Genomic DNA, 25,826 nt, shown 5'->3' on the forward strand with positions numbered 1-25,826 from the left:
AACTCCCCGTCGTGACAGGCAAATCGGTGTCCGAATAGCCGAGATCGAATTTGCGAACCGCCGATCTCTTGTTACCGTTCCAGTAGCCCGGTTGCTGGTGCATCCCCCGTCGCCAGCAACCGGGCCTTTCCATGTCCGCGTCCGATGTACAGCGCGTCGGGGAGCGTCAACTCCCGTTCGTCTCCTCGGAGTTGCTGCCCGAGTGCAGCAGCAGCGGCCCGTCGCCGCCGTGCGCGGCGAACTCGGCGACGGCGGTGTAGCCGTCCAGCGAACCCCGGGTGCGTTCGCGGGGTGTCTCACAGGTTGCGGGCTCGTCGTCGGTGTCCGTGGCGCAGTGCGTCTGCACGGTCCGGCCGCCCGGCCCCAGCAGGCTCAGCACGGCGTTCACGGCCTCCCCGGTGGTGTTGCGGTAGTAGGTGCGCGCCCAGATGTCCTCGCCCTGGGTCAGCACACAGGTCTGCGCCTCGACGCCTTCGGGGGAGGACAGCTCCGGTCCGCAGCGGGCGGCGGTGGCCAGGCCCAGGCCGAGCAGCAGCGGGGAGCGCGTGGGATCGACGGAGGGGATCTTCGCGTCACCGTCCGAGGACGAGTCCGTGGACGACTTGGCCGACTTCGACGACTTGGCCGACTTGGACGACGGCCCGTGTGCGCCGGACCGGCCGCCCGCCGCCACAGGTCCCCCGGCGTCGCCCACCTGCCCCGCGGACGCCACGGCCAGCGGCAGCACGACGGCGGCCACCACGACGCCCGCGAGGGCGAGCAGACGAAGCCTTCGGGGGTCCGGCCCGCCGCGGTGCGGCGAACGAGTGCCCTGACCCCCAGAAATGCGCAGCATGTAGCGGAAGATAACGACCATGGGCGGACATCGGGCGACGCCCGCGCCCGACACCCCTACAACTCGGGCGCGCTCACACCCGTACGAGTGAGGGCGTCGACCACCGCGTCCACCACGGCCTCCACGTCGGGCACCCAGGGCGAGGCCGAGCCCGGGAGCGGCGCACGCTCCCAGCGGACGGCGCCGTGGCCGGTCTCGGAGGGAGGCAGGGCGAGGTAGCCGCCCTCGCCGTGGAAGCGCAGCGAGCCGGGCACGAAGTCCTTGGCGTAGAGCAGCTCGCCGAGCTGCTCCATGGAGTACGGCTTGACGAGCACCGACCAGCGGGTCGGTGCGGCAATCACCGGGCCGAGGCGCATGCCCCGCCGGTCGAGCAGGTCAAGGGCGTGGGCCGCCGCGGGCGCCGGCAGGCTGACCGCACAGGGCGCGTTGCCGCCGGTGGCGAGGATGATCGGCGCGCCCGGCCGGTTGGTCCACCACCAGCGCACCATGCGCGCGTCGGTGGTGGCGGCGAGCAGGCTCGGGTCGAAGGGGTGCGCACCGGGGACCGTGCACTCCGGGTCGGGGCAGCCGCAGCGGGCCCGTCCCTGCGGGTCCGGGGCCACGCCCGGGAGCACGGGCCACTGCCATTCCGTCGCGAAGGTCAGGGCCGCGCTGATCAGCTCAGGCCTCCCGTCTTTCCGCCTGGACAGGAGCCTGCGTCGCCTTCCGAGGATCTCGCGCATGAGCGCTCGTTCCTTTCCGTTGCACCGCTGGCAACACCGTGGACCACATCACACCATGTGTCGATCACTTCACTGTGCGTACCTGTTGGCGCATCACACCCCTGCGCATGGCAAGGGGAACCCCAAGGGGTCGAGCATCGGCCGCGTCCATAGTGCGTCTATCAAAAGCACGAGTGCGGCGTGGGGGTGGCGAAGTCTGGCGTTTTGCCGTCGCGCGTATTTCTCTCCGCCTCCGCCAGGGGAGGATGGGGCTCGGCCGTCGGTGGCTATGACGCCCGGGTCCGTCGCCAGGTTCCGGGTGACCCCCAACCACCCCTGGCCTTCACCGAGTACGTACCCATCACGACCGCTGTGACGCTCAGTGGAGCAAGGCCAGTCGACCGCAATGGACCGATACCTGAGGCAGTTTTAAGCCAACTTGGCAGTAAGGCAAGGGTTTCGGAAGAAACCCACATCAGACCCATGGACACCAGGAATCCCTGCAGGACAATGCTGGACATCCCCTCACGAGTGCGTGTACATGTGGAGACACCGCTAGCGGCGCAGAATGACATGGGGGTTTGCGATGCTTCTGAGCACTACGCACCGGTCTGAAAGCCGGACGCCATGAGCGCCCCGCATCCTCCGAAAGTGGCTGGAATCGATTCAGCGGTTCCCCCACCCCCACACACTGTCGCGCCCACACCCGCCGCCCCGGGCATCGGCCCCTCCCCGGACACCGCACCTCCGGTCAAGAACACCCCCGCCCCCGCCGGCCCCGCCCCCGGCACCCTGCTCCAGGACCGGCTGGCCGCCTGGGTCTCGGACCTCACAACCCTCCACGAACTCACCGAACGCCTGTCCCGCACGGACGCGCTCGAGCCCGCCCTCGAGGAGCTGCTGCGCGCCGGATCCGCCCTCGTCGGCGCCCGCCGCGGCCTGGTCGTCCTGGAACCCGCCGACGGACTCGGCCCCCGCACCTCCCTCGGCCTCGGCCTCGGCCGCGCCGACCTCGGCCATCTGGAGACCGTGCCACGCGGCTCGCAGCCCTACGACCCCCTCCTCGACACCGGCGCCGGCACCGCCGAGATCGTGCACGCCGACCTGTTCGCCGAGGACGGCCTCGACCCCCGCCACCGCGAGGTGGCCGCCCGCCTCGGCTACGCCGCCAGCTACGCCCTCCCCCTGACCGCCGGGTCCGCCGGCCGCCTCGGCGCCGCCGTGTGGCTGTACGACGAGCCCGCCGAGCCGGACGAGCACCACCGCCACCTGATCGGCCTGTACGTCCGGCACGCCGCCGAACACCTCGCCCTGCTGGTGGAAGTGGAGCGCACGCGCGCGCGTGCGGCGACCCTCGCCGAGGAACTGCTCCCCTCCCGGCTGCCGCGGGTGGCCGGCGTCCAGCTCGCCGCCCGGCACCGCACCGGCCCGCGCGGCGGCGGCGACTGGTACGACGCGCTGCCGCTGCCCGACGCCGCCCTCGGCCTCTCCGTCGGCTCGGTCACCGGCTCCGGACCCAGCGCGGTGGCCGCCATGGGCCGGCTGCGCGCCTCCCTGCGGGCGTACGCCGTGATGGAGGGCGAGGACCCGGTCGCCGTCCTGTCCGACCTGGAGCTGCTGCTGCGCCTGACCGAGCCCGCCCGCTCGGCCACCGCCCTGTTCGCCTACTGCGAGCCGGCCCTGCGCAAGATCACCCTGGCCGGCGCCGGGCACAGCCCGCCCCTGCTGATCGGCGAGCGCCGCACCGAGTTCGCCGAGACCTCCGTCTCCGCACCGCTCGGCATGCTCGCCTGCTGGGAGGCGCCGAGCGTGGAGATCCAGGCCGAAGCAGGAGAAACCGTCCTGCTCTACACCGACGGGCTGCTGCACCGTATCGGCGACGCCATGGACCGCGCCTTCGCCCGGCTGCACGCGGCCGCCGCGAGCATCCCGCGTACCCTGCGCCGCGACCCGGGGGCGATCGCCGACCACGTGCTGCGCACCGTGCTGCCCGACGGCCTGGACACGGCGGACAGCGAGGAGGACGTGGTCCTGCTGGCGGCCCGCTTCGACTGAGAGCGCTCCCGCACCGCCTCGCATGGGTGGGCATAACAGGTCTTCCGGCCCTGGGTCGCTTTGTCTGCGACCGTACGATGATGGAGGTCCCCGCTCGGCCACAAGCACGAGCGTCGCGGGCCCGGGGGGAGATCACATGCGTACCGAGGAGGATCACGTGTCCGACGAGCTCAACCCGGCTGTGCCCGATGAAGCTGCTACCGCAGCGGGCCCGGAAGCTGAGTCCGAGGAGCCCATCAAGCAGCGGAAGAACGGCCTGTACCCGGGTGTCTCCGACGAGCTGGCCGAGAACATGAAGTCCGGGTGGGCCGACACCGAGCTGCACGACCTGCAGCCGATCGCGCAGGCCGCCGAGACCGCCCGTCGCCGTGCCGCGCTCTCCGCGCGCTTCCCGGGCGAGCGCCTCGTCATCCCCGCGGGCAACCTGAAGACCCGCTCGAACGACACCGAGTACGCCTTCCGCGCCTCGGTCGAGTACGCGTACCTCACCGGCAACCAGACGGAGGACGGCGTCCTGGTCCTGGAGCCCACCGCTGAGGGCCACAAGGAGACGATCTACCTCCTGCCCCGCTCCGACCGCGAGAACGGCGAGTTCTGGCTCTCCGGCCAGGGCGAGCTGTGGGTCGGCCGCCGCCACTCCCTGACCGAGTCCGAGGCGCTCTACGGCATCCCGGCCGCCGACGTGCGCGAGCTGGCCGACAAGCTGCGCGAGGCCACCGGCCCGGTGCGGGTCGTCCGCGGCCACGACGCCGGCATCGAGGCCGCCCTGACCGACAAGGTCACCGCCGAGCGCGACGAGGAGCTGCGGGTCTTCCTCTCCGAGGCCCGGCTGGTCAAGGACGAGTTCGAGATCGGCGAGCTGCAGAAGGCCGTCGACTCCACCGTGCGCGGCTTCGAGGACGTCGTGAAGGTCCTCGACAAGGCCGAGGCGACCAGCGAGCGCTACATCGAGGGCACGTTCTTCCTCCGCGCGCGCGTGGAGGGCAACGACGTCGGCTACGGCTCCATCTGCGCGGCCGGCCCGCACGCCTGCACGCTGCACTGGGTCCGCAACGACGGCCCGGTCCGCTCCGGCGACCTGCTCCTGCTGGACGCGGGCGTGGAGACGCACACGCTGTACACCGCCGACGTCACGCGCACGCTGCCGATCAACGGCACGTACAGCGAGATCCAGAAGAAGATCTACGACGCGGTGTACGAGTCCCAGGAGGCCGGTATCGCGGCCGTGAAGCCGGGCGCCAAGTACCGCGACTTCCACGACGCCTCCCAGCATGTGCTCGCCGAGAAGCTCGTCGAGTGGGGCCTGGTCGAGGGCCCGGTGGAGCGCGTCCTGGAGCTGGGCCTGCAGCGCCGCTGGACCCTGCACGGCACCGGCCACATGCTCGGCATGGACGTCCACGACTGCGCGGCCGCGCGGACCGAGACGTACGTCGACGGCACGCTGGAGCCGGGCATGGTCCTCACCGTCGAGCCGGGCTTGTACTTCCAGGCCGACGACCTGACGGTGCCCGAGGAGTACCGGGGCATCGGCGTCCGCATCGAGGACGACATCCTCGTCACCGAGGACGGCAACCGGAACCTCTCGGACGGCCTGCCGCGCCGCTCCGACGAGGTGGAGGCCTGGATGGCGTCCCTCAAGGGCTGATAAGACACTGGTGGCCGGGCACCCGGAAGGTGCCCGGCCATCGGCGTGTCCGTACGCGTGCGCGGGATTCACGTGCCTAGGGGGAGGGTTTTCGTGGAGAGCTTCTGGTCCGGTGTGGGCGTGGACCTGCATCTCGAACCCGACGCGGCCGACGGCCGCCGGGTCGGTCTGGAACGGGCGCTCAGGGACGCCGTACGCGACGGGCGGCTCGCACCCGGCACCCGGCTGCCGGCCACCCGGCGGCTCGCGACGGAACTCGGCATCTCGCGCGGCACCGCGAAGTCGGCGTACGACCAGCTCGTCGCCGAGGGCTATCTCACGGCCCGGCAGGGCTCCGGCACCCGGGTCGCCGAGCTGCCGGCTCTGCGGGAGGAAGCGCCGGGAACGGCGCCACACGCGCGTGCGCCGCGTTTCGACCTCCGGCCGGGCAGTCCCGACGTGGGCGCCTTCCCGGCCGCGGCCTGGCTGCGCGCGCTGCGCCGGGCCATAGCGACGGCGCCCTCACTGGCGTACGACTACGGCGACCCGCGCGGCCGGATCGAACTGCGCACCGCGCTCTCGGGCTACCTGGGGAGGGCGCGCGGGGTGCTCGCGCCGCCGGAGCGGATCGTGATCACCTCCGGGTACGTCCAGGGACTCGCGCTCCTCACGCGCGTGCTGGACGGCGCCTCGATCGCCATGGAGGACCCGGGGCTGCCCTTCCACCGGGAGGTGGTGCGGCGCAACGGCGGGACCGTGCTGCCGGTGCGAGTGGACGAGCGCGGGGTGCGTCCCGCAGAACTGGGCGAGGCGGCCGCCGTGGTGGTCACCCCGGCCCACCAGTACCCGACCGGTGTGACCCTCCACCCCGAGCGGCGCCGCGCGCTCACCGACTGGGCACGCGCGCGCGGGGGGCTCATCGTCGAGGACGACTACGACGGCGAGTTCCGCTACGACCGCCAGCCGGTGGGCGCGCTGCAGGGCATGGCCCCGGGCCAGGTCGTCTACCTGGGCACCGCCTCCAAGACCCTCGGCCCCGCGCTGCGGCTCGGCTGGATGGTGCTGCCGCCGCAGCTGGTCGACGTGGTCGCCGACGCCAAGCTGCACAGCGACCACCACACCGAGACCATCGGGCAGCTGGCGCTCGCCGAGCTGATCGACAGCCACGCCTACGACCGGCACGTGCGCGCGTGCCGGCTGCGCTACCGGCGCCGCCGGGACCAGCTGCTCGACCGGCTGGGGGCGCGGCGCAACGTACGCGGCATCGCGGCCGGGCTGCACGCGCTGATCGACGTCCCCGACGAGGCCGAGGCGCTGGCCCGCGCCGAGGCGGAGGGACTCGCCGTCGGCCACCTGGGCAGCCACTGGCAGACCCCCGCCGAGGGCCGGCCCCAGGGCCTGGTCGTCGGCTACGGCACTCCCCGCGAGCGGGCGTATCCGGAGGCGCTGGAGGTGCTGGCGAAGGTCCTGGAGGCCTGAAGTGGGCCAGCGAAGTAGCAGCATATTGGGCCTGATGACGGAGCCAATAAGCCCATAGCGTCATCGGTATGACGATCCGCCCGCAGCGCTTCCTGGCTCTCGCCCAGCTCGCCAACTCCGTCGGGGACGGCGCCTTCTACGTCACCTCGGCGCTGTACTTCACGCGGGTCGTCGGCCTCGCGCCCGCGCGCGTGGGGCTCGGGCTGACGCTCGCCTGGGCGGTCGGCTCGCTGGTCGGGGTGCCGCTCGGGCGGCTCGCGGACCGGCGCGGGGCGCGCGGGACGGCGGTGCTGCTGGCGCTGGGAACCGCGGCGGCGGTCGGGGCGTTCCTCCTGGTGCGAGGGTTCGTGCCGTTCGTCCTCGCCGCCTGTGCCTACGCCTCGGCGCAGTCGGGTCTGGCGGCGGCCCGGCAGGCGCTGCTGGCGGGGCTGGTGCCCGCCGGGGAGCGGACGGGGCTGCTGGCACGGCTGCAGTCGACGCTGAACGGGGGGCTGGCGGTCGGCGCGGCGCTCGGCGGGCTCGCGCTGAACGCCGGTACGGCGGGGGCGTACCGGGCGGTGCTGCTGCTCGACGCGGTGTGCTTCGTAGGGTGCGCGCTGATCCTGCTGCGGCTGCCGGCGGTGGCATCGGTGCCGGGGACGGCGACTGCGACTGCGGTGGCTGTGGCGGGCGAGCGCCGCGAGCAGCGGTTCGCCGTCCTGCGCGACCGCCCGTACGCGCTCCTCGCGCTGCTCAACGCCGTACTGCTGCTGCGTCTGCCACTGCTGAGCCTCGCGCTGCCGCTGTGGATCACGGAGCGGACCGGGGCGCCGGCCTGGCTGGCCTCGGTGCTCTTCGTCCTCAACACCGGGGCCGTCACGCTGTTCCAGGTGCGGGCGGCCCGAGCCGTCACCGGGCTGGCCACGGCGGTACGGGTGCTGCGCCGGTCCGGGGTCGTGATGTTCGCGTCCTGCGCGGTGTTCGCGCTGTCGGCGGGGCAATCCGCGTGGCCCGCGGCGGTGATCCTGGTGGCCGGCGCGGTGCTGCAGGTCGTCGCGGAGATGCAGCAGTCGGCGGGCTCGTGGCAGCTGTCCTTCGACCTGGCCCCGGCCGACCGGATGGGTGAGTACCAGGGCTTCTTCGGCACGGGTGTCACGGTGGCCCGCACCCTGGGCCCGCTGGTGGTGACCTCGCTGCTGATGGGCTGGGGCACCCCGGGCTGGCTGCTGCTGGGCGCGCTGATGCCGGTGGCGGCCTGTGCGATGGGGCCGGCGGCCCGCCGGGCCGCCGGCCGTGCCGAGCGGACGGTCACCGAGCCGGCACTCGCGGGCTGACCGGCAACGCGTCCAGGAACAACGCCCCCGCAAGCAGCCCCGCGCTGCCACGGGGGCTCCACGCGCGCGCGTGCAGGTCGGCGTCGAGCGCGGCCAGTGCCTCGGCGCCGGCCGCCGTCGCCGTACCGCCCGCCTCCAGGACGGCGCGGGCACCCGCCTGCACCCGGCGCAGGCCGAGCGGGCCCGCGGTGTGCAGCAGTTCGGTGTCCTGCAGGGTGGACATCACGGTGAGCAGGGCGTCCAGCCGGGCCCGCACCTCGTCGGCACCGCCCGCCCGCGCCGCGCCCAACGCGTCCAACGCCCGCCGCACATGCGGAAATCCGGCCCGCGCCTCACCCCTCGCACCCGCGGCCCCGAACCTGACGGAGACGGCAGAGCCCCGGGTGGGCCGGGCCGGCGCCCCACGGTCGGGGTGCACGGCGATCTGCCGGGCGAGCGCGGTGATGCGGTGGGCGCGGGCACGGGGGTCTCGGGCGGCCCTGCCGGGTTCGCGGGCAGCCTCCGACTCGCCGACGGCCGCGGAGACACCGGCGGCCCCAGGTTGGCGGGCGGCCCTGGACTCACGGACGGACCCGGAGACACCAGCAGCCCCGGACTCACGGACGGACCCGGAAACACCGGCAGCCCCGGACTGGCGGGCAGCACTGCCGGCCCCGCGGCCGCGCGCCCCCGACGCCGATCCACCGGCACTGGATCCGCGACCGCCCGCACCCGACACCAAACCACCGGCACCGGACCCACGACCATCCGCACCCGACACCAAACCACCGGCACCGGACCCACGACCGCCCCCACCCACCCCCGACTCCACCGCCACCGCAGCGACCAGCAGCCCCAGCACCCACAGGGCGCCCCGGTGGCCGCCGCCCGCCAGGGTGACGGTGTGTTCGGTGCAGCGGCCGATCGCGCCGAGTTCCGCGCGGAGTGCCGGTGTGGGTTCGGCGGTGCGGCGGGCGGCTGCGGCCATGGCCGCGAGGCCGGGGGTGAGCGCCTTGGCGGACCAGCGCAGGGTGCGGTGGTCCGCGTGGACGGTCAGGGCGTTCAGGTCGCGCGGGTCGGGCAGCCCCGGCTTGGGGGTCAGCGCCAGCTGACCGGTGAGCGCGGCCACCGCGGCCCGCGCCAGCGCCTCGTCCTCGCGGGTGTTCATCGCCCTCCCCCGAGCCGTCAGGAGGACGCCGAGGGGGAGGGGGCGTCGGTCGGCGGGGCACCCGTGGGGGCGCCGCTCGGCGGGGTGCCCCCGCCGCCGCTGCCCGCGCCGGTGTTCTCCGCGTCCGGGTCGATGCCCAGCGTCAGGAAGCCCTTGTACCCCTTGGACAGGTCGCTCTTGTGCACGGGCTTGAGCGTGAGCAGGCCGTCGGCGGCGCCTCCGCCGTCGTAGACCATGTCGTCGGCCAGGGTGGTGTAGCTGCCCGTGTGCTGGGAGTACGGCTCCAGGGCGAAGATCTCCTCGGCGATGTCGTCGTCGAAGAACAGCTGGCCGGTGTGGTTGACCTTGCCGCCCTCGTAGGTGCCGTCCGCCTTCTCGCCGCCGGTGTGCACCTTGACGTGGATGTGGCAGGTGCGCGGGGTGTACCAGCCAGGGAAGATCGTCTCGAACTTCACGACCCCGTTGGCATTGGCGATCTGATAGCCGCGCAGATACGTGTTGTCGTTCGCGCTGTCGCCCTCCTCGCTCTCGGCCGGGGCCGAGCCGCCCGGGTTGGCGGTGGTGTAGCCGGAGTAGTAGCCCCAGGCGTCGCAGTGCCAGATCTCGACGGCCGCGCCGGAGACCGGCGTACAGCCGTCGGTGGCGTCCACGACCGTGAGCCGCAGGGTCAGCGGGACACCGCTCTTGCCCTCGGTGATGTCCTTGCGCACCAAGGCACCGTCGAGGTAGTACGGCCCCTCCGTGACGCTCGACAGCAGCTGCATGCAGGTGCCGCTGGTCGAGGTCGCCGAGGCCGTCGCGCTCGCCTCGGCGTCCGTGGCCGTTTCGGCGAACGCCGACTGGTAGCCGGCGACCGCGAGGCCGCCGGCCGCCACCGTGCCGCCGGTGACCGCGAGGGCCCGGCGCCGGGTGATCGAGGTGTTTCTGTGATTTCCCGTCATGGCCGAGGAAGTTAGGAACGCCGCTTGTCAGTCCGATGGGCATGACCTGGGAAAGCGCTGTGAAGGAAGGGAAGTCCGAGAAGAAGGCCGAAAAGGCACCCTTGGGCGAGAACGCGCCCTTACGGGACCGGAGCGTGGTCGTGCAGCACGCGCTGGAAGAGCCGGCAGTCCCGCCATTCCCCGTTGATGTGCAGGTAGTCGGGCGCAAGTCCGATCGCTTCGAATCCGCATTTCGCCAGAACCCGCTGCGAACCGGTGTTGTCGGTCAGCGTGGACGCCTCGATCCGGTGCAGTCCGATCGTGTCCCGGGCGATACGGCAGACCTGCTGCACCGCGGAGCTGGCCAGCCCCTTGTTCTGCTGGTCGGCGGCCACCCAGTACCCGAGATAGGAACTGCAGAAAGGGCCGTGCGAAATACCGGACAAGGTGATCGCCCCGACGATCCGGCCGTCCGGAGCCTCGAACACCCAGGGCACCACGGCGCCCTCGGCGAACTGCCGCAGCAGCCCGTCGATGCGCTCCGCCTGGCCCTCGGCGGTGAAAAAGGATTCCGGTCTGACCGGCTCCCACGGCTCCAGGTGTTTACGGTTCTCCGTATAGGCGGAGGCGAGCGCGAAAGCGTCGGCCGCGGCGAGCGGACGCAGGATCACTCCGCCCGCTATTTTCTCGTGCTGCAATTCCATGTCTCTGCCATGCATGCGCGCACCATAGCGGCGCGGACTCGGGAGAGGGACCGTCATGCCGTAAGCAGGGAAGGATCTTTCTTCCACTTGAGCATCTTGTCGAAGCTCACCACCGTCCCGCCCCGGCCGGGCTTGGCGCCGATGTGCACGTGATCGGCGAGTTCCCGGATGAGACAGAGCCCGCGACCGTGCTCGGCGTCCGCGCGGGCGGGTCTGATGTCCTGGGTCCGGGTGAACCCGGGCCCGGAATCGGCCACCTCGATCCGGCACTTCTCGCCGTCGAGGTAGGCGGTCACCCGGTAGGCCTCCGAGCAGCCGTCGCGCGATCCTCCGCCGTGCTCGACCGCGTTGGCGCAGGCCTCGCTGAGGGCGACGGACAGGTCGTAGGAGACATCCGGGTCGACGCCCGCCGTCTCCATCGTGCCGATCAGCAGCCGCCGGGCGAGCGGGACGCTCGCAGCCTCACGCCGCAGATGGAGTGACCACCAGATGCTCATGCTCCAGCCTCCTGGCTGCGGCTCGACATACCGTTACCTATTGCCGCCCGTGCACGGCCGTAAGCACACCGTTGACGTGACTCCGCCCATACGGTCGATGCGTCCCGGGAGGAATCGGTGTATGAGAGCAGGTCCCCGGGCGGAGGGTGATCTTCCATTCTTTGTGGTGATCTTTTTCGCCGAGGCCGGATCCCGTGCCCTGCCACAGGAACGGGGCAAGGCCAGTGCGATGATGAGGCCGCCATGACTACCCCCCACCCGCGCACGGCGCGCCCCGGAGCCGGGCTCCGGTTCCTGCGGGCCGCGGTGTTCGCCGCGGTCTGCGTCGCGCTGGCCGCGGCCGGGCACACACTGGCCTCCTGCGCGCGCGTGCCGCTGTGGACGCTCGGCGCGGGATTCCTGGGCTCCCTGCTGCTGGTGGCACCGCTCGCCGGACGGCAGCGCTCGCTGCCCGGCATCGCCGCGCTCCTCGCGCTCGGCCAGACCGTGCTGCACACGCTGTTCGGGCTGGGTCAGCACGGGACGACCGGCGCGATGTCGATGAGTCCGACGGAGGGGTCGCTGAGCAGCGGCGCGCTCGTCGAGCGGGCCGCCCGGCTCGTGTGCGGGTCCAGCCCCGCGGCACTCACCCCCGGGCACGCCTACCGGCTCCTGCTCGACGCGCACCTCATCGACCCCTCGGGCCGGGCCGTGGGAGCCACGCCGGCCATGCACCACATGGCCGACGCCACCGGTTCCTCGGCGTCGCTGCTGCCCTCCCTGCCGATGCTTCTCGGCCACGTCCTCGCGGCCCTGGCCGCCGGATGGCTGCTGCGCCGAGGCGACCTGGCCGTGCTGCGGCTGATCGAGCTGTCGGCGCACGGAGTCACGGAGGGGGCGCTCGCACGATCCCTGCGCGGGGCGCTCGCGCTGGCGCACGCCCTGTGCGCCGGGCTGCTGCCCGCGGCCGAGCCCGGCCCGCGGGGCCGTCGTACCGACCGGGACGAGGAACCCGCCCCGCACACCACCGCACTCCAGCACACGGTGATCCGGCGCGGCCCGCCCGCCGCCGCGTTCCTCCTCGCCGCCTGACGCGACGCGACCATCACTCCACCGGAGCCGGAAACGGAGAACCGGACAGGAGGGGCCGCCGTCGTGCGGCACGCGCGCGTGCGCACATCGGCATCCGGCACCACGAGTGGTACCGCCACGCGCACGCGTACTCCTGATCACCACCGGAACCCATTCGGAGTGGAGTGCTCCCCGCCATGAAGGCTTCTCGTATCGCCGCCGCCGCTGCCGTCGCCGGCACGGCCGTTCTCACGCTGTCCGCCCCCGCCTTCGCGCACGTCAGCGTGCAGCCCGAAGGCACCGCGGCCAAGGGCGGCTACGCGGTCGTCGACTTCAAGGTCCCCAACGAGCGGGACGACACCTCGACCACCAAGCTCGAGGTGACCTTCCCCGCCGACCACCCACTGGCCTCCGTCATGCCCCAGCCCCTCGCCGGCTGGAACGTCAAGGTCACCAAGTCCAAGCTCGACAAGCCGCTGACCCTGCACGGCGAGAAGATCGACGAGGCCGTCACCAAGGTCACCTGGACCGCCGACGGCAAGGGCATCGAGCCCGGCTACTTCCAGAAGTTCCCGCTCTCCGTCGGCGCCCTGCCCGAGGACACCGACCAGCTCGTGTTCAAGGCGGTCCAGACGTACTCCGACAAGGAGGTCGTGCGCTGGATCGAGGTGCCGCAGGAGGGCCAGGCCGAGCCGGAGAACCCGGCCCCGGTGCTGGAGCTGTCCGCCGCCACCGGCGACCACCACGGCGCCTCGACCGCCGAGGACGCCTCCGACAAGTCCGAGGGCAAGGCCGACGGCAAGAACGAGACGACGGCCGCCGACGACGACGCGAAGGGCGACAGCGACACCACCGCGCGCGTGCTCGGCGTGGTCGGCATCGTCATCGGTGTCGCGGGCGTGGCCTACGGCGTCCTCGCCGGCCGCCGCCGGACCGCCTGACCCACCGTTCCGCAGGCGCACCAAGGGGTCGTGCGAGGCTGTCGTACGACCCCGGTGCGCACCGGAGTTCTCACATCTGGGACATTTTTCTATGCGCAAGAAGACCTTCGCCGCGGCCGCGCTGCTCGCCGCCGCCACCCTGACCCTCTCCGCCTGCGGCAGCGGCGGCGACGGAAAGTCGCCCGTCGCCGTGGTCTCCGAGGAGACCGACTCGGGCAAGGCCGCGACCGTCCTCGACCAGCCGTTCGAGAAGCCCGACCTGGTCCTCACCGACACGCACGGCAAGAAGTACGACCTGCGTGCCGAGACCAAGGGCCACCCGACCCTCGTCTACTTCGGCTACACGCACTGCCCCGACATCTGCCCGACGACGATGAGCAACATCGCCGTCGCCAAGAAGGCGCTGCCCAAGGCCGAGCAGAACGACCTCAGGGTCGTCTTCGTCACCACCGACCCCGAGCGCGACACCCCCGCCGAACTGGGCAAGTGGCTCAAGGGCATCGACACCCAGTTCATCGGCCTGACCGGCGACTTCTCCACCATCCAGGCCGGCGCCCGCTCCCTCGGCATCTCCATCGAGCCGACGACTAAGGACAAGAAGGGCAAGATCGTCTCGGTGCACGGCACCCAGGTCATCGCGTTCTCGCCGAAGACCGACGGCGGTTACGTCCTCTACGGCGAGGACGCCACGGTCGACGACTACACCAAGGACCTGCCGAAGCTCGTCGAGGGAGCCAAGCCGTGAGGCGTGCCGTCCTGACCGCGGCCGCGCTCGCGGGCGCCCTCGCACTCGTCGGCTGCGGCACCGGCTCCGACTCCGCCAAGGCCGAGCTGTCGGTGAGTGCGTCCTACATGCCCCAGCCGGTCTCCGCCGACATGGCCGCCGGGTTCCTGACGATCACCAACCAGGGTGGTACGAAGGACGAGCTGACCTCGGTCACCAGCGATGTCGCCGGCCAGGTCACCATGCACAGCACCGTCGGCGGGGCCATGGAGGAGAAGACCTCCTTCGCCGTCCCGGCGCATGGTCAACTCGTGTTCAAAAGCGGTGGCAACCACCTGATGTTCGAGAAGCTGAAGCGCAGGCCGGAGCAGGGTCAGAAGGTCACCCTGAAGCTCACCTTCGCCAAGTCCGGGCCCCTCACCGTCGAGATGCCGGTGGAGTCCGCCACGTACAACCCGTCGACCGGCCACTGAGGGAGGGACCACCTTGACGCGGACCATCACCCCCCGCCTGCGGACCCTGGTGCTGCTGCTTCTCGCCGTCGCCGGCGCGCTGCTCGCGGGCGCCGCACCGGCCTCCGCGCATGCCGCGCTGACCGGCAGCGACCCCGCACAGGGGGTGGTGGTCGACAAGGCACCCACCCAGGTGTCGCTCACCTTCTCCGAGAAGGTGGCGATGAACGACGACTCGCTGCAGGTCCTCGACCCCAAGGGCAAGAACGCCGAGGTGGGCTCGCCCGCCAACGTGAGCGGGACGACGTACGCCGTGAAGCTGAAGAGCGGCCTGGCCAAGGGCACCTACACGGTCGCCTACCAGGTCGTCTCGGCGGACAGCCACCCCGTCTCCGGCGCCTTCACCTTCTCCATCGGGGCGCCCTCGCAGACCGTCGTCTCTGGGGTGGGAACCGCGGCGGGCGACACGGTCGTCGGCTGGCTCTACGCGTTCGGGCGGTACGTCTCGTACGCCGGCTTCATCGTGCTGGCGGGCGGCGCCGCCTTCGTGCTGGCCTGCTGGCAGCGCGGCTCGGGCGTACGGGCCCTGCAGCGGCTCGTGGTCGGCGGCTGGCTCGCGCTCACCGCGGCCACCCTGTGGCTGCTGCTCCTGCGCGGCTCCTACACCTCCTCGGGGAAGTTCGGGGAGGTCTTCGATCTCGACCTGCTCGGCCAGGTGCTGCAGACCAAGACCGGCGCCGCGCTGGTCTCCCGGCTGCTGCTGCTCGCCGCCGCCGCACTGTTCATCGCCGTCCTCTTCGGCGCCTACAACCGCCGGGAGGAGGGCGAGGAGAAGCGCGACCTGACCTTCGGACTCGGCATCGGCGGAGTGGTCGTGGCCGCCGGGCTCGCGGCGAGCTGGGCCATGGCCGAGCACGCCTCCACCGGGCTCCAGCCGGGCATCGCCATGCCCGTCGACGTCCTCCACCTGATGGCCGTCGCCGCGTGGCTGGGCGGTCTGACCGCCCTCCTCGTCGCCCTGTACCGGGCACCCGCGGACACGCCGATCGAGACGGCCGCCGTCCACCGGTTCTCCCGCCTCGCGTTCGGCTCCGTCCTCGCCCTGGTCGCCACCGGCACCTACCAGTCCTGGCGCCAGCTCGGCTCCTGGTCCGCGTTCACCGAGACCCGGTACGGGCAGCTGCTGCTGGTCAAGATCGGGCTGGTGGCGCTGCTGGTGGGCATCGCGTGGATCTCGCGGCGCTGGACGGGACGCCTGGCGGACGTCACGGACGCGGTCGCTGCCGCCGAGAAGGCCCAGCAGCCCGAGAAGGAACGCGAGACGGAACGCGACGAGGAGCGCGAGAAGGAGCACGTCTCCGCGTCGAAGGCCGCCGCCGACAAGGGCAGCGAGAAGAACACCGGCAAGGGTGCCGTCTCCGGTGACGACAAGCGCGCCGCCCAGCTCGCCCGGCAGCGGGCCGCGGTGGACACCGCCCGCCAGAAGCGGCTCCGGGACGCCGACGCGAACCGCTTCGGTCTGCGCCGCTCGGTGCTCGCCGAGGCAGGCGTCGCGGTCGTGCTGCTCGCCGTCACCACCTGGCTCACCCAGACCGAGCCGGGCCGCACCGAGCTGGAGGCCCAGGCGGCCACGTCGTCCTCCTCGTCCTCCTCCTCGTCGAATTCCTCCGGCACGCTGACCCTGGACATGCCCTTCGACACCGGCGGCACCGACGGCAAGGGCCTCGTGCGGGTCGACCTCGACCCCGCGCGCGTGGGCGGCAACGAGATGCACGTCTACGTCCAGCGGCCCAACGGGCGCGCCTTCGACGTCCCCGAGGTGAAGGTCGCCTTCACCCTCACGGCGAAGAAGATCGGGCCGCTCCCGGTGACCCCCGACCACATCACCACCGGCCACTGGTCGGCGAGCAGCGTGCAGATCCCCATGGCGGGCGACTGGAAGATCGCCGTGACCGTGCGGACCTCCGACATCGACCAGGTGACCGTCTCCAAGAACGCGCAGATCGGCTGAACCCCACCATGCCCGACCAGTCCCTTCCCCAGGCCCGTACGCCCGAGTCCGCGGTGCGGGAGCCCGCTGCCGACGGCGGCCGCGGCATCTCCCGGCGCGCGCTGATCGGCACCGCCGGGGCCACCGGGCTCGTTCTCGGCGCGGCCGGCGCAGCCGTGGGCTACGCGGCCGCGCCCGCCCAGGCCACCCCGCTGACCTCGGTGGGCTCCGACCGGGCGATGTTTCACGGGAAACATCAGCCCGGCATCACCGAGGGACTGCAGGCCCGCGGCCACCTCGTCGCCTTCGACCTGGCGGCGGGCGCGGGCCGCAAGGAGGCGGCGGCCCTGCTGCGCCGCTGGTCGGCGACGGCCGAGCGGCTCATGGCGGGCGAGGTGGCGCCGCACGACGACACCGATGTGGCCCGGGACGCGGGCCCGTCCGCGCTGACGATCACCTTCGGCTTCGGTCACAGCTTCTTCGGCAGGACCGGTCTGGAGAAGCAGCGGCCGGGCGCCCTCGACCCGCTGCCCGACTTCTCCTCCGACCAGCTCGACAAGAGGCGCAGCGACGGCGATCTTTGGGTGCAGATCGGCGCCGACGACGCCCTGGTCGCCTTTCACGCACTGCGCGCGATCCAGAAGGACGCCGGCAGCGCGGCCCGGGTCCGCTGGCAGATGAACGGCTTCAACCGCACCCCCGGCGCCACGGCCCACCCCATGACGGCCCGCAACCTCATGGGCCAGCTCGACGGCACCCGCAACCCCAAGCCGGCCGACGCCGACTTCGACAAGCGGATCTTCGTGCCCGCTTCGGGAGAGCCCGCGTGGATGGCGAACGGCTCCTACGCCGTCGTACGCCGTATCCGCATGCTCCTCGACGACTGGGAGAAGCTGTCGCAAACGGCCCAGGAGGCGGTCATAGGGCGCCGGAAGGCCGACGGGGCGCCGCTGTCCGGTGGCAGCGAGACGACCCCGATGGACCTGGAGAAGGCGGACCCCAAGGGCGAGTACGTCGTCCCGATCAACGCCCACGCCCGGATCACCCGGCCCGACCGGAACGGCGGCGCGGCCATGCTGCGGCGCCCGTTCTCCTACCACGACGGCATCGACACGGACGGGACGCCGGACGCCGGGCTGCTGTTCGTCTGCTGGCAGGCGGACCCGCTGCGCGGCTTCGTACCGGTGCAGCGCAAGCTCGACCGCGGGGACGCGCTGTCCACGTACATCCGGCACGAGTCGAGCGGTCTGTTCGCGGTGCCCGGCGGTGCGGCCGAGGGAGAGTACGTGGGACAGCGGCTGCTGGAGGGGTGATTCCGGGTTTCAAACCACCCGGTCGAGTGGCGTCCGTGAGACACGAGGGCCGCGTTCGCCGGTGCCCATTAGGGTGAGGGCATGCCAGCGAGCTATGCGTATCTCGGTCCCGAGGGCACCTTCACCGAAGTCGCCCTGCGCACGCTTCCGGAGGCGGCCACCCGCGAGCTGATCCCGTACGTGTCGGTGCAGTCCGCGCTGGACGCGGTGCGGGCCGGCGAGGCGGAGGCCGCGTTCGTGCCGATCGAGAACTCCGTCGAGGGCGGTATCACCACCACCCTGGACGAGCTGGTCGCGGGCGAGCCGCTGATGATCTACCGCGAGGTGCTGCTGTCGATCACCTTCGCGCTGCTGGTCCGCCCGGGCACCGAGCTGTCCGACATCAAGACGGTCTCCGCGCATCCGGCCGCCCAGCCGCAGGTCCGCAACTGGCTCAAGAAGAACCTCCCGGACGTGCACTGGGAGTCCGCCGCCTCGAACGCGGACGCCGCCCGGCTGGTCCAGGAGGGCCAGTACGACGCCGCGTTCGCGGGCGAGTTCGCCGCCGCCCGGTACGGCCTTGAGGCCCTGGAGACCGGGATCCACGACGCGGAGAACGCGCAGACCAGGTTTGTGCTGGTCGGCCGCCCGGCCCGGCCCGCCGCGCCGACCGGTGCCGACAAGACCTCGGTGGTGCTGTGGCAGCGGGACGACCACCCCGGCGCCCTGCGGGACCTGCTCGGCGAGTTCGCCACCCGCGGCATCAACCTCATGCTGCTGCAGTCCCGGCCGACCGGCGCCGGCATCGGCAACTACTGCTTCTGCATCGACGCCGAGGGCCATATCTCCGACCGGCGGGTGGCCGAGGCGCTGATGGGGCTGAAGCGGATCTGTCTGCAGGTTCGTTTCCTCGGTTCCTATCCGCGTGCGGACATCAAGCCGGGCGAGGCCCGGGCCACCCTGCCGGGGACCTCGGACAAGGAGTTCGTGGCGGCCGCGGACTGGGTCGCGCGCTGCCAGGACGGCCGCTTCTAGCCAGTCGTACCTGCGTATCTTCGTTATCCACAGAAGTTATCCACAGGTCCGCTTCTCGACCTGGGGACAAGTCGACACGACGGTGCCATCCGGTCGACAAATCGCCCTGGATGTCCCAGATGGGGCCACCGCCCGGCAGGTCACCCTTCGTCCACTCGTTTCCTTTGGTTCATCTTTTGGAGCGACCCCTTTCCACCCGAAAGTGGGTGTCACCCCTGTTTGAGCCGGGAATTCTTCAGTCCGGTCGGAACTTCCGGAGTGATCAATTCCGAAGTCCACAGACTTTCCGCACAGCCTGTGGATAACTCTTCCCGGCGTGTGGATTCCTGTGGACAACGGGCCCGCCAAGTCCCGCTCTCCACAAGGAAATCCGGTCAACCAGGGGTCGGCCGACTGCCTCGTTCCAGGGAATGAGACGGCTTTTATTGACACGTCTCGACACTCTGCGTAATTGACCCATAACGGGACGTAAGGCGCGAGTCGCAATAGTGGGTCGTGGCCTGGGAGCTCGCACCGGTAGCCTTGGCCTCGTGATTGACCTTCGCCTGCTTCGTGAGGACCCCGACCGTGTGCGCGCGTCCCAGCGCGCCCGTGGAGAGGATGTCGCGCTCGTCGACTCCCTCCTGTCTGCCGACGAGCGGCGCAGGTCCTCCGGCGTCCGCTTCGACGAGCTGCGCGCCGAGCAGAAGCAGCTCGGCAAGCTGATCCCCAAGGCCGCCCCCGACGAGAAGGCCGAGCTGCTGGCGCGTGCCGAGCAGCTGAAGGCCGACGTCAAGGCCGCCGACGCCGAGCGCGACGCGGCCGACGCGGAGACCCAGCAGCTGCTGCTCCGGCTCGGCAACCTCGTCCACCCCGACGTGCCCGTCGGCGGCGAGGAGGACTTCGTCACGCTGGAGACGCACGGCACGATCCGCGACTTCGGCGCCGAGGGCTTCGACCCCAAGGACCACCTGGAGCTGGGCCAGCTCCTCGGCGCGATCGACGTCGAGCGCGGCGCCAAGGTCTCCGGGTCCCGCTTCTACTTCCTCACCGGTGTCGGCGCCCTGCTGGAGCTGGCCCTGGTGAACGCGGCGATCGCGCAGGCCACCGAGGCCGGCTTCACGCCGATGCTCACCCCGGCGCTGGTGCGCCCGCAGTCCATGGCCGGCACCGGCTTCCTCGGCCAGGCGGCCCAGGACGTCTACCACCTCGACAAGGACGACCTGTACCTGGTCGGCACCTCCGAGGTCCCGCTGGCGGCGTACCACATGGACGAGATCATCGACGCCGACCGGCTGCCGATGCGCTACGCGGGCTTCTCCCCGTGCTTCCGCCGCGAGGCCGGCTCGCACGGCAAGGACACGCGAGGCATCTTCCGCGTGCACCAGTTCGACAAGGTCGAGATGTTCTCGTACGTCGCTCCCGAGGACTCGCAGGAGGAGCACAAGCGCCTGCTGGAGTGGGAGAAGCAGTGGCTGACCTCGCTGGAGCTGCCGTTCCGCGTCATCGACGTCGCCTCCGCCGACCTCGGCGCCTCGGCCTCCCGTAAGTACGACTGCGAGGCGTGGATCCCGACCCAGGGCAAGTACCGCGAGCTGACCTCGACCTCGGACTGCACCGAGTTCCAGTCCCGCCGGCTGCAGATCCGCGTCCGTGACGGCAAGCAGGTCAAGCCGCTGGCCACGCTCAACGGCACGCTGTGTGCCGTACCGCGCACGATCGTGGCGATCCTGGAGAACCACCAGCAGGCCGACGGCTCCGTGTACGTGCCCAAGGTGCTGCGTCCGTACCTCGGCGGCCGGGAGGTCCTGGAGCCGGTCGCCAAGTGAGCGCCGGATTCCCGTTCCGCCTCATCGCCACCGACCTCGACGGAACGCTCCTGCGCTCCGACCAGTCGGTCTCGCAGCGCACCCGTGAGGCGCTCGCCGCGGCCACCGCGGCGGGCGCGGCGCACATCGTCGTCACCGGCCGTGCGGCCCCCTGGACCCGGCACATCCTCGACGACCTCGGCTACGACGGCCTCGCCATCTGCGGCCAGGGCGCGCAGGTGTACGACGCCGGGCAGCACCGCCTGCTGACGTCCGTGACCCTGGACCGGCAGCTGGCGGGCGTAGCCCTGGCGAAGATCGAGGCCGAGGTGGGCCCGCTGTACGTGGCGGCGAGCCAGGACGGCCTGGACGGCAAGGTGCTGGTGGGGCCGGGCTACGCGGTCTCGGGCGCCCTTCCCGCCACCCCCTTCACGGACGCGTCCGACCTCTGGGCCGCCCCGCTGAACAAGATCTACATCCAGCATCCGACGCTGGGCGACGACGAGCTGGTGGAGGCGGCCCGCCGGGCGGCCGGCGGGTTCGTCACGGTCGCCATGGCGGGCGAGGGCATCGTGGAGCTGCTGCCCCTCGGCCTGTCCAAGGCCACGGGCCTGTCCCTGGCGGCCCGCCGCCTGGGCCTGAAGGCCGCCGACACCATCGCCTTCGGCGACATGCCCAACGACGTCCCGATGTTCGCCTGGTCGTCCCGGGGCGTGGCGATGGCCAACGCCCACGAGGAGCTGAGGGCAGTGGCGGACGAGGTCACGGCCTCCAACGAGGAGGACGGGATCGCGGTGGTGCTGGAGCGGTTGCTGGGCTGAGCCAGGGACGGGCGTGGCTGCGCAACCGCTGTGGGCAGTCGTTCCGCAGGGCGATGGGGGTCCCCCGCTCGAGCGAAGCCGAGAGCGGGGGAGGGTGGGCACAGCCTGCAGCGCCGGGTGCCTTTCTCACATACGCCCAAGCCCTGAAAATTCGGCCAAGTCCCAGTGACAACGTCTCGCGGAGGATGCACGGATCGAACGTGCGCGGGGTCGCCCCCGACCACGGCTTAGCAAGCCGGTGCCTTACCACTCGGCCAATCCTCCGGGTGGGCGGCCCACGCGAGAGACACATCGCGTGCTCGAAGCGGCCGCCCCGGGCAGCTCCCATGAGCTCTACGGAGAGGTAGGGATCACTCCGGAGCCCGGCTCAGGCTGCCCTGAAGGGAGCTGGACGTACTGCCGTGCATGGACATCGCCCAACTCCTCTCCCAGAACGCGGCGCCGGGACACTCCCGGCGGATGGGGCACAACCACTGTGCCCCGCCACCGGGTTGGGCGCCACTGAATTAACCGGGGGCCGCCGCTACCGGGAGCCGCCGCTACCGGCGACGCCACCTGCGCCGGCGCGCCTTGCTGAAGAACCAGCCCGCCGGCGGGTCGTCGGACCGCCACGGCTGCGGCTCCGGCTCCTCGGCGCGCCAGCGGGCGGCGAGCATCCGGGCCCGGGCGGACGGCTCGGAGGTCTCGGCGGCCCGCACGAAGTCCTCGTCCAGGACCAGCTCGTCCCAGACGTCACCGCCGGTCCGCCCTCGTCCCTCGTACCGCGGGATCTCCTCTGCCATCTGCGGCCTCCCAGCCGTACAGCGGTCCCCTAGCCGTACATCCGCTCCGCCCAGTGTGCCCGGACCGAGGTGAAGCCCCCGTCAGGACCGTGACCTGTCACTCCTCGCCGGCGAGCGTCAGCGACCGCAGCTTCTGGCCCGCGTACCAGGTGGCGAGCACGGTGACCACGACCAGCAGGACCGTCGCCGTGGGCAGTCCGACGTCCGAGGTCACCAGGTCCCCGCCGGCCACCTTGTGGGCGACGGCGAGCGACCACTGCTGGACGCTCAGGGTGCGGGCGCCGGACACGAGGGAGCCGAACAGGGCCTCCCAGACGAGGGCGTAGACGAGGCCGAACACCACCGCGTGCCGGGACACCGTGCCGAGCAGCAGGAACATCGCCGCGTAGGCGATCGACGCGACCAGTGCGGCCACCGTGTAGGCGACGGCGATCTGCTGGCCGTTGCCGTTGAGGATGAAGCCCGCGACGAGCGTCGGCAGGGCCGAGAACACCATCGTCACGGCGATCGCCACGATCAGCTTGGTGAAGATGATCGTCGGGCGCTTCACCGGCTTGGCCAGCAGGTAGACGACGGAGCCGTCGTCGATCTCCGGGCCGATCGCGCCCGTGCCCGCGATGACGCCGATGATCGGCACCATCGTGGCGAGCGCGAGCCCGCCCAGCAGGTCGGCGGCCGTCTGATCGTCGGCGCCCGCGAGACCGCGGACGACGACGGAGATCGCGATCAGCAGGAGCGGCAGGGCGCCCAGGATGAGGGCCCGGCGGCGGCCGAGCAGGGCCCGGTAGGTGAGCCGGGCGACTGTGGGGTCGTACATCTTCGGCCTCCTACGCCGCGACCAGGTACGAGAAGACGGACTCGAGGGACTCGTCGGACGGCGAGACCGTGAGCAGCCGGATGCCGTGGTCGCGGGCGACCTTCGGCAGCAGGGTGGTGAAGCGGCCGAAGTCGACGGCCTGGATGCGCAGGGCGCCCTCGGCGTGGTCGACCTCGATGCCGGACGTCGACGGGTCGGCGATCAGCGCGGCCGCGAGCGCGCGGTCGTCGCTGGAGCGCACCAGGTAGCGGTGCGGGCGGTCGGTCATCAGGCGGCGGATCTTGCGGAAGTCGCCGCTGGCCGCGTGCCGCCCGGCGACGACGACCTCGATGTGCCAGGCGAGCTGCTCGACCTCTTCGAGGATGTGGGACGAGAACAGCACCGTGCGGCCCTCGTCGCCCATGCGCCGCAGCAGCTCCATGAGCTGCATGCGCTGGCGCGGGTCCATGCCGTTGAAGGGCTCGTCCAGCAGGAGCAGCGACGGGTCGTGCACCAGGGCGCTCGCCATCTTCACTCGCTGGCGCATGCCCTTGGAGTACGTCGAGATCTTGCGGTCCTGCGCGTACTCCATCTCGACCGTGGCCAGCGCCCGCCCGGCAGCCTTGGCGCCCAGGCCGTGCAACTCGGCGTTGGCGACGACGAATTCGCGGCCGGTGAGGAAGTCGTACATCGCCTCGCGCTCGGGGACGATGCCGATGTGCTTGTAGATGGCCTCGTTGCGCCACACCGGCCGGCCGTCGAGGGTGACGGTGCCGGTGGAGGGGGCCAGGAAGCCGCCCATCATGTTGATGAGGGTGGACTTTCCGGCGCCGTTCGGGCCGAGCAGGCCGGTGACGCCGGGGCCGATGGTCATGGTGATGTCGTTGACGGCGACCACGTTGCCGAACCAGCGGGAGACGTGGTCGATGGAGAGTGTGGTCACAGTCCCACCTTCCGGTAGCGGCGCACGAGGAGGCCGTAGCTGGCGGCGATCAGGCCCAGGACGACGAGGACGTAGACCACGCCCTCCCCGTCGGTGGGTCCGACCGCTCCGGGGAACGACGAGCTCGCGCCGAGGAACGCGGACTGCACTCCGTCGATGAGCGTGACGGGCGAGAAGAGGCCGATCCAGGGGATGGCGCCCGTGCTGTTCTGCGCCTCGGCGATGGCCTGGAGCGTGGAGACCGCGCCGTAGGAGATCGTCATGACGGCGATGACGGCCGCGATGCCGAAGCCGCGCCGCGGGGTCACCGAGGCGATGACCAGGCCGATGCCGGCGAAGAGCAACGAGAGCAGTGCCACGGAGACGATTCCCTGAGCGAATCCCTTGGTCTGGTCGGCGAAGTCGAGCTTGGCCAGCAGCGCGCCGATGTAGAGCACGAGCAGCGGGGCCGCGGTGAGGACGAACAGCGCCGAGGCCAACGCCGCGTACTTCGCCCGCACGTAGTCGGCGGTCTCGATCGGCCGTGAGAAGTACAGCGGCACGGTCTTGAAGCGCAGGTCGCGCGAGACGGACTGGGGCGCCTGCGAGGCGACGTACAGGCTGATGACGGCCTGCATGATGATCGCGTAGCGCGTGTAGTCGACGGGCAGGTCCTTCGCCTTCGTGGCGACCGCGACGGCGATCATGATGGCCGCGGGCACGCACATCACCACGAACAGCAGCATCGGCAGCACCTTGGACTTGACCGAGCGGCCGAGGCCGTACGCGCCACGCAGGGACTGCGAGTAGAGCGAGCGGGTGGCGTAGGAGCGGCCGAGGCGCGGGCCGTCGTAGGTGCGGTAGCCGATGTTGTGGATGCGGGTCTGGTCACCCGACGGTGCGACGGGTGTCGGCATGGGCTGCTCAACTGCCATGGACGGCCGCCTCCTTCCGCTGCTCTTCCTCGCTCGTGAAGACCTCCGAGATGTGGTGCCGGCGCTGCTCCATGCGCACCAGCCCGAGGCCCAGGTCGGCGACGGTGTCGCGCACCAGGTCGTACGTCTCCTCACCCTGCGCCGTGAGCAGCAGGATGTGCCCGGCGCCGGGGAGGCCGCTGCTGTCGTCGGTGTCCACCCCGCGCGCGTGGAGCGCCTCACGGACCGCGCGGGTGCCGTCGGGGTGTTCGTCGCTGTCGGTGACCTCGATCGCGAGGGTCGTGGTGGTCTGCGTGAAGTCCGTGGTGGAGCTGGAGCGCAGCAGCTTGCCGCCGTCGATGACGACGACGTGGTCGCAGGTGCGCTCGAGTTCGCCCAGCAGGTGGGAGGTGACCAGGACCGAGATGCCGAAGTCGGTGTGGATGCGGCGGATCAGGCCGAGCATCTCGTCGCGACCGACCGGGTCGAGGCCGTTGGTCGGCTCGTCCAGGAAGACCAGCTGCGGGTCGTGCACCAGGGCCTGGGCGAGCTTCACGCGCTGCTTCATGCCGGTGGAGTAGCCGCCGATGGGGCGGTAGCGCTCCTCGTACAGGCCGACATGGCGCAGGGTGTCCGCGGTGCGCTCGCGTGCCGCGGTGGGCGGCAGGCCGGACATGCGGGCCATGTGGACGACGAACTCGGTGGCCGAGACGTCGGGCGGCAGGCAGTCGTGCTCCGGCATGTAGCCGACACGTTCGCGGATGGCGGCGCCCTTGGTGGCCACGTCGAGGCCGAGCACCTCGGCGCGGCCTTCCGTGGCGGGGGACAGACCCAGCAGGATCTTGATCAGGGTGGACTTGCCGGCGCCGTTGGCTCCGACGAGTCCGGTCACACCGGGTCCGATGTCCACGGACAGCCGGTCGAGCGCGGTCACCCGGGGGAACCGCTTGCTCAGGCTTTCGGTCGCGATCACAGTCACGTCATCGAAGGTAGTGATCCGGACCACGCCGGTCGTCAGACCTCAGAGCCGTCTTCGCGTCAGACT

General features: G+C 71.6%; 23 protein-coding genes, 1 tRNA gene and 2 pseudogenes. 13 read left to right on the plus strand and 13 right to left on the minus strand.

The window, feature by feature from the left end:
• Nucleotides 1-166 precede the first annotated feature (166 nt).
• Together ACFY3C_RS26760 and ACFY3C_RS26765 are read right to left on the minus strand one after the other, a co-directional pair.
• Nucleotides 167-835 carry a hypothetical protein gene (locus ACFY3C_RS26760; RefSeq protein ID WP_390772529.1) on the minus strand — a complete coding sequence of 223 codons (669 nt, stop codon included), beginning with the start codon at nt 833-835 and terminating at the stop codon, nt 167-169.
• A 56-nt stretch (nt 836-891) separates the two neighbouring features.
• The gene (locus ACFY3C_RS26765; RefSeq protein ID WP_390772530.1) at nt 892-1,557 is read right to left on the minus strand and encodes a bifunctional DNA primase/polymerase; all 666 of its coding nucleotides are present in this window, start codon (nt 1,555-1,557) and stop codon (nt 892-894) included.
• A 606-nt stretch (nt 1,558-2,163) separates the two neighbouring features.
• Between ACFY3C_RS26765 and ACFY3C_RS26770 the strand changes: the two genes are divergently transcribed.
• From ACFY3C_RS26770 to ACFY3C_RS26785, 4 genes are all read left to right on the plus strand, one after another.
• Nucleotides 2,164-3,591, plus strand: coding sequence for a SpoIIE family protein phosphatase (locus ACFY3C_RS26770; RefSeq protein ID WP_390772531.1), 1,428 nt, complete (start codon nt 2,164-2,166; stop codon nt 3,589-3,591).
• A 136-nt stretch (nt 3,592-3,727) separates the two neighbouring features.
• On the plus strand, nt 3,728-5,236 hold the full coding sequence (locus ACFY3C_RS26775; RefSeq protein WP_390772532.1) for an aminopeptidase P family protein: 1,509 nt from the start codon (nt 3,728-3,730) through the stop codon (nt 5,234-5,236).
• A gap of 93 nt (nt 5,237-5,329) precedes the next feature.
• The gene (locus tag ACFY3C_RS26780; protein WP_390772533.1) at nt 5,330-6,694 is read left to right on the plus strand and encodes a PLP-dependent aminotransferase family protein; all 1,365 of its coding nucleotides are present in this window, start codon (nt 5,330-5,332) and stop codon (nt 6,692-6,694) included.
• 68 nt (nt 6,695-6,762) lie between these two features.
• On the plus strand, nt 6,763-8,007 hold the full coding sequence (locus ACFY3C_RS26785) for an MFS transporter (protein WP_390772534.1): 1,245 nt from the start codon (nt 6,763-6,765) through the stop codon (nt 8,005-8,007).
• Here the strand turns inward: ACFY3C_RS26785 and ACFY3C_RS26790 are convergent.
• From ACFY3C_RS26790 to ACFY3C_RS26810, 5 genes and pseudogenes are all read right to left on the minus strand, one after another.
• Nucleotides 7,982-8,485: pseudogene (locus tag ACFY3C_RS26790) on the minus strand (triphosphoribosyl-dephospho-CoA synthase); the annotation flags it as partial. The gene ACFY3C_RS26785 and the pseudogene ACFY3C_RS26790 sit on opposite strands and share 26 nt — an antisense overlap.
• Nucleotides 8,486-8,824: 339 nt before the next feature.
• A pseudogene (locus tag ACFY3C_RS26795) lies at nt 8,825-9,154 on the minus strand (triphosphoribosyl-dephospho-CoA synthase); the annotation flags it as partial.
• Between the two features lie 17 nt (nt 9,155-9,171).
• Nucleotides 9,172-10,095, minus strand: a complete 924-nt coding sequence (locus ACFY3C_RS26800; protein ID WP_390772535.1) for an intradiol ring-cleavage dioxygenase — start codon at nt 10,093-10,095, stop codon at nt 9,172-9,174.
• Nucleotides 10,096-10,214: 119 nt separating this feature from the next.
• Nucleotides 10,215-10,793: a GNAT family N-acetyltransferase gene (locus tag ACFY3C_RS26805; protein WP_386572555.1), complete on the minus strand. Its 579-nt coding sequence runs from the start codon at nt 10,791-10,793 to the stop codon at nt 10,215-10,217.
• A gap of 38 nt (nt 10,794-10,831) precedes the next feature.
• A complete protein-coding gene (locus ACFY3C_RS26810) occupies nt 10,832-11,275 on the minus strand; it encodes an ATP-binding protein (RefSeq protein ID WP_386572556.1) in 444 nt (147 codons plus the stop codon).
• Nucleotides 11,276-11,518: 243 nt separating this feature from the next.
• Between ACFY3C_RS26810 and ACFY3C_RS26815 the strand changes: the two genes are divergently transcribed.
• The 9 genes from ACFY3C_RS26815 (at nt 11,519) to ACFY3C_RS26855 (ending at nt 21,367) form a co-directional block, all read left to right on the plus strand.
• A complete protein-coding gene (locus ACFY3C_RS26815) occupies nt 11,519-12,346 on the plus strand; it encodes a hypothetical protein (RefSeq protein ID WP_390772536.1) in 828 nt (275 codons plus the stop codon).
• A 176-nt stretch (nt 12,347-12,522) separates the two neighbouring features.
• On the plus strand, nt 12,523-13,266 hold the full coding sequence (locus tag ACFY3C_RS26820) for a YcnI family protein (protein ID WP_390772537.1): 744 nt from the start codon (nt 12,523-12,525) through the stop codon (nt 13,264-13,266).
• A gap of 91 nt (nt 13,267-13,357) precedes the next feature.
• A complete protein-coding gene (locus tag ACFY3C_RS26825) occupies nt 13,358-14,011 on the plus strand; it encodes an SCO family protein (protein WP_386572562.1) in 654 nt (217 codons plus the stop codon).
• Nucleotides 14,008-14,463, plus strand: coding sequence for a copper chaperone PCu(A)C (locus ACFY3C_RS26830; protein WP_390772538.1), 456 nt, complete (start codon nt 14,008-14,010; stop codon nt 14,461-14,463). The genes ACFY3C_RS26825 and ACFY3C_RS26830 overlap by 4 nt, the downstream gene beginning before the upstream one ends.
• Nucleotides 14,464-14,476: 13 nt before the next feature.
• Nucleotides 14,477-16,453, plus strand: a complete 1,977-nt coding sequence (locus ACFY3C_RS26835; RefSeq protein ID WP_390772539.1) for a copper resistance CopC/CopD family protein — start codon at nt 14,477-14,479, stop codon at nt 16,451-16,453.
• A gap of 8 nt (nt 16,454-16,461) precedes the next feature.
• Nucleotides 16,462-17,745 carry an iron uptake transporter deferrochelatase/peroxidase subunit gene (efeB, locus tag ACFY3C_RS26840; protein WP_390772540.1) on the plus strand — a complete coding sequence of 428 codons (1,284 nt, stop codon included), beginning with the start codon at nt 16,462-16,464 and terminating at the stop codon, nt 17,743-17,745.
• Nucleotides 17,746-17,826: 81 nt separating this feature from the next.
• Complete coding sequence (pheA, locus tag ACFY3C_RS26845) at nt 17,827-18,759, plus strand: prephenate dehydratase (RefSeq protein ID WP_386572567.1); 933 nt, start codon at nt 17,827-17,829, stop codon at nt 18,757-18,759.
• A gap of 530 nt (nt 18,760-19,289) precedes the next feature.
• Complete coding sequence (serS, locus tag ACFY3C_RS26850; protein ID WP_386572569.1) at nt 19,290-20,567, plus strand: serine--tRNA ligase; 1,278 nt, start codon at nt 19,290-19,292, stop codon at nt 20,565-20,567.
• A complete protein-coding gene (locus tag ACFY3C_RS26855) occupies nt 20,564-21,367 on the plus strand; it encodes an HAD family hydrolase (protein WP_390772541.1) in 804 nt (267 codons plus the stop codon). The genes serS and ACFY3C_RS26855 overlap by 4 nt, the downstream gene beginning before the upstream one ends.
• A gap of 179 nt (nt 21,368-21,546) precedes the next feature.
• Here the strand turns inward: ACFY3C_RS26855 and ACFY3C_RS26860 are convergent.
• The 6 genes from ACFY3C_RS26860 to ACFY3C_RS26885 all read right to left on the minus strand — a co-directional run bounded on the left by ACFY3C_RS26860 (nt 21,547) and on the right by ACFY3C_RS26885 (nt 25,754).
• Nucleotides 21,547-21,631, minus strand: a tRNA-Ser gene (locus ACFY3C_RS26860).
• A gap of 275 nt (nt 21,632-21,906) precedes the next feature.
• Nucleotides 21,907-22,149, minus strand: coding sequence for a hypothetical protein (locus ACFY3C_RS26865; protein WP_390772542.1), 243 nt, complete (start codon nt 22,147-22,149; stop codon nt 21,907-21,909).
• A 97-nt stretch (nt 22,150-22,246) separates the two neighbouring features.
• Nucleotides 22,247-22,966 (minus strand): ABC transporter permease subunit, encoded by a 720-nt coding sequence (locus tag ACFY3C_RS26870; RefSeq protein WP_386572573.1) that lies wholly within the window; start codon nt 22,964-22,966, stop codon nt 22,247-22,249.
• Nucleotides 22,967-22,976: 10 nt separating this feature from the next.
• Nucleotides 22,977-23,888 (minus strand): ABC transporter ATP-binding protein, encoded by a 912-nt coding sequence (locus ACFY3C_RS26875; protein ID WP_390772543.1) that lies wholly within the window; start codon nt 23,886-23,888, stop codon nt 22,977-22,979.
• A complete protein-coding gene (locus ACFY3C_RS26880; protein ID WP_390772544.1) occupies nt 23,885-24,802 on the minus strand; it encodes an ABC transporter permease in 918 nt (305 codons plus the stop codon). Before ACFY3C_RS26880 ends, ACFY3C_RS26875 begins: the two co-directional genes overlap by 4 nt.
• Entirely contained in the window at nt 24,792-25,754 is a 963-nt protein-coding gene (locus ACFY3C_RS26885; RefSeq protein WP_389179768.1) for an ABC transporter ATP-binding protein, read from the minus strand. Before ACFY3C_RS26885 ends, ACFY3C_RS26880 begins: the two co-directional genes overlap by 11 nt.
• Nucleotides 25,755-25,826: the final 72 nt, after the last annotated feature.

It is taken from the genome of Streptomyces sp. NPDC001410 (genome assembly GCF_042895235.1).
Classification (GTDB): Bacteria; Actinomycetota; Actinomycetes; order Streptomycetales; family Streptomycetaceae; genus Streptomyces.